Here is a 10,312-nt window from a genome sequence, read left to right on the forward strand (position 1 = left end):
ACCGTGGTCGCCACAGAGTATTCCATGCAAGAAAAGTACAACCACATTGAGGTCGAGCGCGCTGCGCATGGCCATTGGACTGCCCGCGACGCCTACCGCGTGACCGAACAGGCCGGCAAGAAAAAGTTCTATGCCTGCTCCATGCTGCCTTACCCCAGCGGCAAACTGCACATGGGCCATGTGCGCAACTACACCATCAACGACATGTTGACGCGCTACCTGCGCATGAACGGCTACAACGTGCTGATGCCCATGGGCTGGGATGCCTTCGGCCTGCCAGCCGAGAATGCCGCCTTGAAGAACGGCGTTCCGCCGGCGCAGTGGACCTACGACAACATCGCCTACATGAAGAAGCAGATGCAGGCGATGGGCTTGGCCATCGACTGGAGCCGAGAGGTGGCCACCTGCGATCCGAGCTACTACAAGTGGAACCAGTGGCTGTTCCTGAAGATGCTCGAAAAGGGCATTGCCTATCGCAAGACCCAGACGGTGAACTGGGACCCGGTGGACCAGACCGTGTTGGCCAACGAGCAGGTGATCGATGGCCGTGGCTGGCGCACCGGCGCCCTGGTGGAAAAGCGTGAAATCCCTGGCTACTACCTCAAGATCACCGACTACGCTGCCGAGTTGCTCGACCAGGTGCAGAACCACCTGCCGGGCTGGCCCGAACGTGTGCGTCTGATGCAGGAAAACTGGATCGGCAAGAGCGAGGGGGTTCGTTTTGCCTTCCCGCATGACATCCGCGGTGATGACGGCCAGTTGATCGGTGACGGCAAGCTGTATGTCTTCACCACCCGGGCCGACACCATCATGGGCGTGACCTTTTGCGCCGTGGCCCCCGAGCACCCCTTGGCGCAGCATGCTGCGCGTGGCGATGCGGCGCTGCAGGCCTTCATTGAAGAATGCAAGTCGGGTGGCACCACCGAAGCCGAGTTGGCGACACAGGAAAAGAAGGGCTTGCCCACGGGCCTGAGCGTGATCCATCCCTTGACCGGCGAATCGGTGGCCGTTTGGGTCGGCAACTATGTGCTCATGAGCTACGGCGACGGCGCGGTGATGGGGGTGCCTGCCCACGATGAGCGCGATTTTGCGTTTGCTCTCAAGTACCAGTTGCCGATCCGTCAGGTGGTGCAGGTTGAGGGTGAGGTGTACGACAGCACCCAATGGCACGACTGGTATGGTGACAAGCAGCGCGGCATGATGATCAATTCGGGCCCGTATGACGGCCTGAAGTTTGCCGATTGCGTGAATGCCGTGGCTTCGGCCCTGGCCGACAAGAGCCTGGGCGAGAAGAAGACCACCTGGCGCCTGCGCGATTGGGGTGTGAGCCGCCAACGCTACTGGGGCACGCCGATCCCGATCATCCACTGCCCTGAACATGGCCCGGTGCCGGTGCCCGAAAAAGACCTGCCCGTGGTGCTGCCGCAGGACTGCATCCCCGATGGGTCGGGCAATCCGCTGCACAAGCATGAAGGCTTCCATGCCGGTGTGACTTGCCCGGTTTGCGGCCAGCCGGCGCGCCGTGAAACCGACACCATGGACACCTTTGTGGACTCGTCGTGGTACTTCATGCGCTACTGCGATCCGAAGAACAGCGAGGCCATGGTGGCCGAAGGCGCCAATTACTGGATGCCGATGGACCAGTACATCGGCGGCATCGAGCACGCCATCCTGCACTTGCTGTACGCCCGTTTCTGGACCAAGGTGATGCGCGACCTGGGCCTGGTGAAGGTGGACGAGCCCTTCACCAAGCTGCTGACGCAGGGCATGGTGCTCAACCACATCTACTCTCGTCGCACCGAAAAGGGCGGCAAGGAGTATTTCTGGCCCCACGACGTGGAGCATGTGCTCGACGAAGGCGGCAAGATCGTCGGCGCCAAACTCAAGAATGCCGTGGGCGACCTGCCCGTGGGCACCTCCATCGACTACGAGGGGGTGGGCACCATGAGCAAGAGCAAGAACAACGGTGTGGATCCGCAGGACCTGATTGAGCGCTACGGCGCCGACACCGCACGGCTGTACACCATGTTCACGGCGCCGCCCGAAGCCACCCTGGAGTGGAACGATGCTGCCGTGGAGGGCAGTTACCGCTTCCTGCGCCGCGTCTGGAATTTTGGCAGCAAGCTGCTGGCGATCAATGTCGAGGCCGCCAATGCCAGCACCGCCCAGGCCAGCTCGCTGGGTGAGGTGGTGTTCGGCAAAGAGGCCAAGGCGCTGCGCCTGGAGGTGCACACCGTGCTCAAGCAGGTGGATTACGACTACCAGCGCATGCAGTACAACACCGTGGTGTCGGGCGCCATGAAGATGCTCAATGCCTTGGAAGATTTCAAGGCCATGGACTGCCCGGGTGCCCAGGTGGCCCTGATCGAAGGCTTCGGCATCCTGCTGCGTTGCATCTACCCCGCCACTCCCCATGTGGCGCACAGCCTCTGGACCGAGCTGGGTTATGCCGGCTCGCTGGGTGATTTGCTCGACGCCGCCTGGCCCCAGGTGGACGAGGCGGCTCTGCAGCAAGACGAAATCGAACTGATGCTGCAGATCAACGGCAAACTGCGCGGCTCCATCCTCGTGCCGGCCACAGCAGACAAGGCGGCCATCGAAGGCATCGCCTTGGCCAGCGAGGTGTTTGTCAAGTTGGCCAACGGCGCGGCCCCCAAGAAGGTGGTGGTGGTGCCAGGTCGTCTCGTCAACCTGGTGGTCTGACGTGCTGCGCCGCACCGCCCTGATCTGGCCTGTGGGCCTGTTGCTGACTGGTTGCGGCTTTCAGCTGCGCCGGGCGCCCGACTTCGTCTTCGAGCGCGTGTTCATCAATGGCCAGCCCAACTCACCACTGTCTGAAGAGCTGCGCCGAAACCTGGAGTCGCTGGACAAACTTCAGGTGATCCGGGATGCCCGGCAGATGGAGACGGCGCAGGTGATCATCGACCTGTTGTCGGACCAGCGCGAGAAAGTGGTGGTGGCCTTGAACGCCTCGGGTCAGGTGCGGCAGTTTCAGCTGCGGGTGCGAGTGCGGTTCAAGCTGCGCACCTTGCAGGGCAAGGAGCTGATTGCCCCGACCGAAATCCTGCAACAACGCGACATCAACTACAGCGAAACCCTGGCCCTGGCCAAGGAAACCGAAGAAGCCTTGCTTTACAAGAGCATGCAGACCGACGTGGTGCAGCAGCTCATGCGACGCCTGGCGGCGGTGCGCGAGCTTTGAAGGCAGGGTTTCATGCAACTGGCTTTCGCGCAACTGCAGAACCACCTGGCCAAAGGTCTTCGCTCGCTCTACATCCTGCATGGTGACGAGCCCTTGCAGCAGCAGGAAGCGGCTGATGCGATCCGGGCTGCGGCACGTGCGCAGGGCTATACCGAGCGCAGCAGCTACACCGTGGCAGGGGCCCACTTCGACTGGAGTGAGGTCCTGGCGGCAGGCGGCTCGCTGAGTCTGTTTGCCGAGCGGCAGATCGTGGAGGTGCGCATCCCTTCCGGCAAGCCGGGCAAAGAGGGCAGCCCTGCGATCCAACAACTCGCGCAGGCGGCTGCAGGCAACGACAGCACGCTCACGATTTTCATCCTGCCGCGCCTGGACAAGGCGACACGGACGGGGGCATGGTTCACGGCGCTCGAGCAGCAAGGCGTCACCATCGCTCTGGAGCCCGTCGAGCGCCAGGCCTTGCCGGCGTGGATTGCCCAGCGCCTGCAACAGCAGAGTCAGCGCGTGGCGGCAGGCGAAGAGGGGCAGCGCACCTTGCAGTTCTTTGCTGACCGGGTGGAAGGCAATTTGTTGGCGGCACACCAGGAGATCCAGAAGCTGGCCTTGCTGTATCCCGCAGGCGAATTGACGGCGGCCCAGGTGGAGAGCGCGGTGTTGAACGTGGCGCGGTATGACGTGTTCAAGTTGTCCGAATCGGTGCTGTCTGGCCGTGCCGGCCGGGTGCAGCGGATGCTGGACGGCCTGCGTGCCGAAGGCGAGGCCGAGGTGCTGGTGCATTACACGCTGGCCGAGGACATTCGTGCCCTCAAGCGGGTCAAAGATGCGGTGGTGGCCGGGCGTCCGTTGCCCATGGCCTTGCGGGAGCAACGGGTGTGGGGCCCGCGCGAGCGTCTCTTTGAACGGGTGATCCCACGCCTGGCCTCACATGAGCTGGCCGACCTGTTGCAGGCCGCTCATCGGGTGGATGGCATTGTCAAAGGCCTGAAGCGCCCGGATTGGCCAAGCGACAACTGGCAGGCCCTGCAGCGCCTGGCCATGATGGTCTGCTCGCTCTGTCGTCCTTGACACCCACCCTTGACGGGCGCGGCCTGCCGCAGTGCTTTGCGGCAAAATGGGGCCATGAATGCCCTGAATGTTGCCGAATACACCCAGACCCTCGGTTTGCAGGCCAAGGTGGCCTCTGCCAGCATGGCGCGTGCCTCGTCTGCCACCAAGAACAAGGCCTTGAAGGCCCTGGCTCGACTGCTGCGTGAAAACACCGCCGCGCTGGCGCTCGACAATGCACGCGACCTGGAGCGGGCCACCGCCGCAGGCCTGTCGGCTCCGATGGTGGACCGCCTGAAGTTGACCCCCAAGGTGCTGGACACCTGTGCCGAAGGTTGCGAGCAGTTGGCAGCCATGCCCGACATCATTGGTGAGGTCCTGGGCATGAAGCAGCAGCCCAGTGGCATCCGTGTGGGGCAAATGCGGGTGCCGATCGGTGTGTTCGGCATGATCTTCGAGAGCCGGCCCAACGTGACCATCGAAGCTGCCAGCCTGTCCATCAAGAGTGGCAATGCCTGCATCTTGCGCGGAGGCTCTGAGGCCATCGAATCCAACAAGGCGCTGGCGCGCCTGGTAGAGCAGGCACTGGCGGAGGCCGGCTTGCCCACGCATGCCGTGCAACTGGTGCAAACCACCGACCGCGAGGCGGTGGGGCAATTGATTGCCATGCCCGAGTACGTGGACGTGATCATTCCACGTGGCGGCAAGGGCTTGATCGAGCGCATCAGCCGCGAGGCCAAGGTGCCCGTCATCAAGCACCTGGACGGCAATTGCCACACGTATGTGGACGATCCTTGCGATCTTGACCTGGCCATCAAGGTGACCGACAACGCCAAGACCCAGAAGTACAGCCCTTGCAATGCGAGCGAAAGCCTGCTGGTGGCCCGCAGTATCGCGCCGGCTTTTCTGCCGCGCATCGGGGCCGTGTTTGCACAGAAGGGGGTCGAGATGCGTTGCGATGCAGAAGCCCTGGCGATGCTGGCCGCTGTGCCCGGCGCTCACCTGGTCGAGGCCTCTGAGCAGGATTGGTCGGAGGAGTACCTGGCACCCATCATCAGCGTGAAGGTGGTGGCCGGCGTGGATGAAGCCATTGCTCACATCAATCGTTACTCCTCGCACCACACCGAAGCCATCCTGACGCGTGACCATGTGCATGCCCAGCAGTTTTTGCGTGAGGTGGATTCGGCCAGTGTGATGGTCAATACCAGCACCCGTTTTGCCGATGGCTTTGAATATGGTCTCGGCGCCGAAATCGGCATCAGCACGGACAAGTTCCATGCCCGTGGCCCGGTGGGCATCGAGGGCCTGACCTCGCTGAAATGGATTGTGTTGGGTGAAGGCGAGATCCGCACCTGATTCGCTTGTCCGGCTGTTGTTTGGCTGGATGGGGGCTTGCAAAGCCCTGACACAGCCCCATATCGTTCCAGTTCTGCCTTTCTTCAGTTTCTACACCTCCGCACAAGGGCCCGCATGGTTCCGCATCTCATCACGGCGCTGACAGGCCCGATCAATGAACTCGAGCAGCGCATCCTCGACTCGACGCCAGCCATTGAGCGCTGGTTTCGTCTGGAGTGGATGGAGCACACGCCACCGTTCTACACCTCGGTGGACATCCGTAACGCAGGTTTCAAGCTGGCGCCGGTGGATACCAATCTGTACCCGGGGGGCTGGAACAACCTGACACCCGAGATGTTGCCGCTGGCGGTGCAGGCGGCCATGGCGGCGATCGAGAAGATCTGCCCTGAGGCCAAGAACCTGTTGGTGATCCCGGAGAACCACACCCGCAACACGTTCTACCTGAGCAACGTGGTGCAGCTCCAGCGAATCTTCCACATGGCTGGGCTGAACGTCCGTGTCGGCTCGATCAGCCCGGAGATCAAGGAAACCACGGTGATCGACCTGCCTGGTGGTGAGCAGGTCACCTTGGAGCCGGTGATCCGCAGTCAGCATCGTCTGGGCCTGAAGGACTTCGACCCCTGCACCATTTTGTTGAACAACGACTTGTCGGCCGGTGCTCCGGGCATCCTGGAGGACCTGCACGAGCAGTACCTGCTGCCGCCATTGCATGCGGGCTGGTCGGTACGCCGCAAGAGCAATCATTTCCAGAGTTACGAAGACATCAGCAAGCGTTTTGGAAAGATGCTGGGCATCGATCCCTGGTTGATCAACCCCATGTTTGCCAAGTGTGGCGACGTCGATTTCTCGGCTGATCAGGGCATCGAATGCCTGCGCAGCAACGTGGATGCCTTGCTGTCCAAGGTCAAGCGCAAGTACAAGGAATACGGCATCAACGAGAAGCCTTTTGTGGTGGTCAAGGCGGACAACGGCACCTATGGCATGGGCATCATGACCGTGCGAGACGTGAAAGACCTGGATGCGCTGAACCGCAAGACCAAGAACAAGATGAACATGATCAAAGACGGTCAGACCGTCAATGAAGTGATCATTCAGGAAGGTGTGCTGACCAACGAACGCGTGAACGACAGCGTGGCCGAACCCGTGGTCTACATGATGGATCGCTATGTGGTCGGTGGTTTCTACCGCATTCATGCCGACCGGGGTGTGGATGAGAACCTCAATGCGCCCGGGGCCAGTTTTGTTCCCCTGGCATTCGAGCACAGTACCCACCTGCCGCAACCCGGTATGAAGCCGGGTGCGAGTGCACCAAATCGCTTCTATATGTATGGCGTTGTTGCCCGTTTGGCCATGCTGGCCAGCAGCTATGAGCTGGAGGCCACAGATCCGAATGCCGAGGTCTATGCCTGATTTCCAGTGCCGCCGCAACTGGCGCTGGTCGGAAGTTGCTGCGCTGCAACAGAGCTGCTGCTGCCCTGCGGATTAGGGGGGCTTGCCCGCTTGCGCGATTGAGCCTGCAGAGCACAATAGCGGTCCCTCAGGCAACAGGCCTCGCCCCTTGTGGGTGGGGCGTTTTTTGTGTCAGCTTCTAAATCCTCTCTCGCGGCGCTCACGCTTGGCGCTATTGGTGTCGTTTACGGCGATATCGGAACCAGCTGTCTTTACGCGTTCAAGGAGGTGTTTATCAGTGGGCATGTGCCCATCACACCAGATAACGTGCTGGGCGTGCTGTCGCTGTTTTTCTGGACACTGACGGTGGTGGTGTCCATCAAGTATGTGGCGCTGATCATGCGGGCAGACAACCACGGCGAGGGGGGCTTGATGGCCTTGCTGGCCCTGGCCTCTTTGTCGGTGAAGGATCGTCCGAAAGCCAGGCATCTTTTGGTGATGGCCGGTGTCTTCGGTGTGGCCCTGTTCTTTGGCGACGGGATCATCACGCCGGCCATCTCGGTGTTGTCTGCTGTCGAGGGCTTGGAAATTCTCACACCGGCTGCCAAGCCCTATGTGGTGCCCATTTCTCTTGCTGTGTTGGTGCTGTTGTTTCTGGTCCAGCGGCGTGGCACGGGCGATATCGGCAAGTTCTTCGGACCGATCACCGTGGTCTGGTTTCTTTCGATTGCTGTCATGGGTGTGCCAGCCATTGTTCAAAACCCCTCCGTGCTCAAGGCCATCTGGCCCGGCTACGCGATTCATTTTGCGATCGAGCATTACGGGCTGGCGTTCATCACCCTGGGGGCGGTTTTCCTTTGTACGACTGGTGCCGAGGCTTTGTATGCCGACATGGGTCACTTCGGCAAGAAGCCGATCCAGATTGCTTGGTTTGGTCTGGTCATGCCGTCGTTGATGCTCAACTACTTTGGCCAGGGTGCTCTGGTCCTGCGGGATCCATCGGCCGCGGAGAACCCGTTCTTCCTTCTGGCGCCTGAATGGGCCCTGCTGCCCATCGTTGCCCTGGCCACGATGGCCACGGTGATCGCGTCTCAGGCCCTGATCTCGGGGGCGTTTTCTGCCACCAAGCAGACCATTCAGCTGGGCTTTCTGCCTCGCCTCTCCGTGCTTCACACCTCGATCAAGGACACCGGACAGATTTACATCCCTGCGATCAACTGGATGTTGCTGGCTGGGGTGATTCTGGCCGTGACACTCTTCGGATCCTCGTCAGCTCTGGCGGCTGCCTATGGCATCTCTGTCAGTCTGGTGATGTGCATCACGACCATCCTGACCTTCTACGTGATCCGTTATGGCTGGGGTTATCCGCTGCCGCTTTGCATCGCGTCGACGGGCTTCTTCTTCACGGTCGACATCGGCTTCGTGGCCTCAAACTCACTCAAGATTTTGCAAGGTGGCTGGTTCCCTCTGGCATTTGCGTTGGTTCTATACCTCGTGATGACCACTTGGAAGGAAGGCCGCCGACTGATGAGTGCTGCGTTGCGGGCGGATTCTCTGGATCTGCGTTCTTTTCTGGAGTCTGTCTTTGTCAGCCCACCCGTGCGGGTGGAAGGTACGGCCGTGTTTTTGACGTCGGATGTCGGGACTGTGCCGAATGCCTTGCTGCACAACCTGAAGCACAACAAGGTCTTGCACCAACACAACCTCTTTGTTACGGTTCGCAACCACGAGGTGCCATGGATCGGGCTGGACAAGCGGGTCGAGATCGAACCCTTGGGACACGATTGTTGGCAGGTGGTGATCAATTACGGGTTCAAGAACGACCCGGATGTACCCAAGGCGTTGGCGCAGATCCGGTCGCGTGGCTGTGTTTTCGAAGCCATGGCGACCAGCTATTTCCTGTCGCGGGACACCGTCATTCCAACCATTGGCAGTGGCATGGCGGCATGGCGTGAGAAATTGTTTGCACAGATGCACCGAAACGCCAGCGCTGCGGCCGACTTCCTCAATTTGCCCAACAACTCGGTCGTTGAGTTGGGCAGCAAGATCGAAATCTGACGCGCGCATCAGCGCACCCTGCAGAATTTTTGCGGCACTGCCACAATCCACGCAATGGTGGCGTGCCGCACAGCGCAGGTTCTTCTCTGGATTTGACGACGGGGGCCGCCGACAAAGTGGCCGGGATGGAATCAAACTGATGTTCTTTCCCGGCATGTCGTTATGGACGTCGTCGCGAGCCTTGGTTTTCTTGCGCTCGGCATTTCAGGAACCCAAAGTGAACATTCTTTTCGTTGCAGACCCCTTGGAGAGCTTCAAGATCTACAAGGACACAACTTTCGTGATGATGCGGGAGTTGCAGCGCCGTGGGCATGTGATCTCCGCTTGCGAGCCTGGCGACGTCAGCTGGCGCAGTGGTGGGGTGGTCACTGCCAAGGTCCGGCAGATCGTGCTGACCGGGCAGTCCGAGGCCTGGTTCAATGCCCAGCCACCGGAAAATCATGCGCTGCGAGACTTTGATGCCGTGTTGATGCGCAAGGATCCTCCGTTTGATTCCGAGTATTTCTATGCAACTCACTTGTTGGAGCAGGCGGAGCGCGAGGGCGCCTGTGTTCTCAACAAGCCGGCGGCGTTGAGAGATCACCCAGAGAAGCTGGCCATCATGGAGTTTCCTCAGTTGATCGGCCCAACGCTTGTCACGCGTGATGCCACTGAGATTCGGCGCTTTCATGCCGAACATGGCGATGTGATCCTCAAGCCCTTGGATGGCATGGGCGGCATGGGGATCTTTAGAGTTGGACATGATGGGCTGAACCTTGGCAGCATCATTGAGACATTGAATCAAGATGGCGCTGTTTCTGTGATGGTCCAGCGGTATCTGCCCGAGATTGCGGACGGCGACAAACGCGTGCTCATCATTGGGGGGCAGCCTGTCCCCTATTGCCTTGCGCGCATACCCCAAGGCGGTGAAGTGCGGGGTAATCTTGCCGCCGGTGGCAAGGGGGTCGCGCGCCCTCTGTCGGCACGTGATCGGGAAATTGCTGAATTCCTCGGCCCGATTCTCTTGGCTCGTGGCCTGCTGCTGGTCGGCGTGGATGTGATCGGCTCTTGTGTTACCGAAATCAATGTGACAAGCCCAACTTGCTTCCAAGAAATTGCAGATCAAACAGGTTGCGACGTGGCTTCACTCTATGCGGATGCTGTCTTGCAATGGATTGAGAACCATCCCAAGAAAGTGCATTGACCCATTCGGGAAGCCACTCTTGTTTCGGGCCTGATTTTTTGTGTATACTAGCGGGCTCGACTGCACAGAACAGTGCTTAGCGA

At 60.3% G+C, this 10,312-nt stretch carries 7 protein-coding genes; all 7 read left to right on the plus strand.

The window, feature by feature from the left end; all coding sequences use genetic code 11:
* Window positions 1–24 precede the first annotated feature (24 nt).
* Window positions 25–2,703, plus strand: a complete 2,679-nt coding sequence (leuS, locus tag AC3WUT_RS29635) for a leucine--tRNA ligase (protein WP_492350664.1) — start codon at window positions 25–27, stop codon at window positions 2,701–2,703.
* Between the two features lies 1 nt (window position 2,704).
* Window positions 2,705–3,202, plus strand: coding sequence for an LPS-assembly lipoprotein LptE (locus AC3WUT_RS29640; RefSeq protein ID WP_019576987.1), 498 nt, complete (start codon window positions 2,705–2,707; stop codon window positions 3,200–3,202).
* A 12-nt stretch (window positions 3,203–3,214) separates the two neighbouring features.
* Window positions 3,215–4,264, plus strand: a complete 1,050-nt coding sequence (gene holA, locus AC3WUT_RS29645; RefSeq protein WP_492350665.1) for a DNA polymerase III subunit delta — start codon at window positions 3,215–3,217, stop codon at window positions 4,262–4,264.
* Between the two features lie 54 nt (window positions 4,265–4,318).
* A complete protein-coding gene (locus AC3WUT_RS29650; protein WP_492350666.1) occupies window positions 4,319–5,599 on the plus strand; it encodes a glutamate-5-semialdehyde dehydrogenase in 1,281 nt (426 codons plus the stop codon).
* Window positions 5,600–5,713: 114 nt separating this feature from the next.
* Entirely contained in the window at window positions 5,714–7,009 is a 1,296-nt protein-coding gene (gshA, locus tag AC3WUT_RS29655) for a glutamate--cysteine ligase (protein ID WP_492350667.1), read from the plus strand.
* A 168-nt stretch (window positions 7,010–7,177) separates the two neighbouring features.
* Complete coding sequence (locus AC3WUT_RS29660) at window positions 7,178–9,046, plus strand: potassium transporter Kup (RefSeq protein WP_492350668.1); 1,869 nt, start codon at window positions 7,178–7,180, stop codon at window positions 9,044–9,046.
* 217 nt (window positions 9,047–9,263) lie between these two features.
* Window positions 9,264–10,229: a glutathione synthase gene (gene gshB, locus AC3WUT_RS29665; RefSeq protein ID WP_492350669.1), complete on the plus strand. Its 966-nt coding sequence runs from the start codon at window positions 9,264–9,266 to the stop codon at window positions 10,227–10,229.
* Window positions 10,230–10,312 lie beyond the last annotated feature (83 nt).

Source organism: Curvibacter sp. EU05-FHT14A10, from assembly GCF_058791075.1.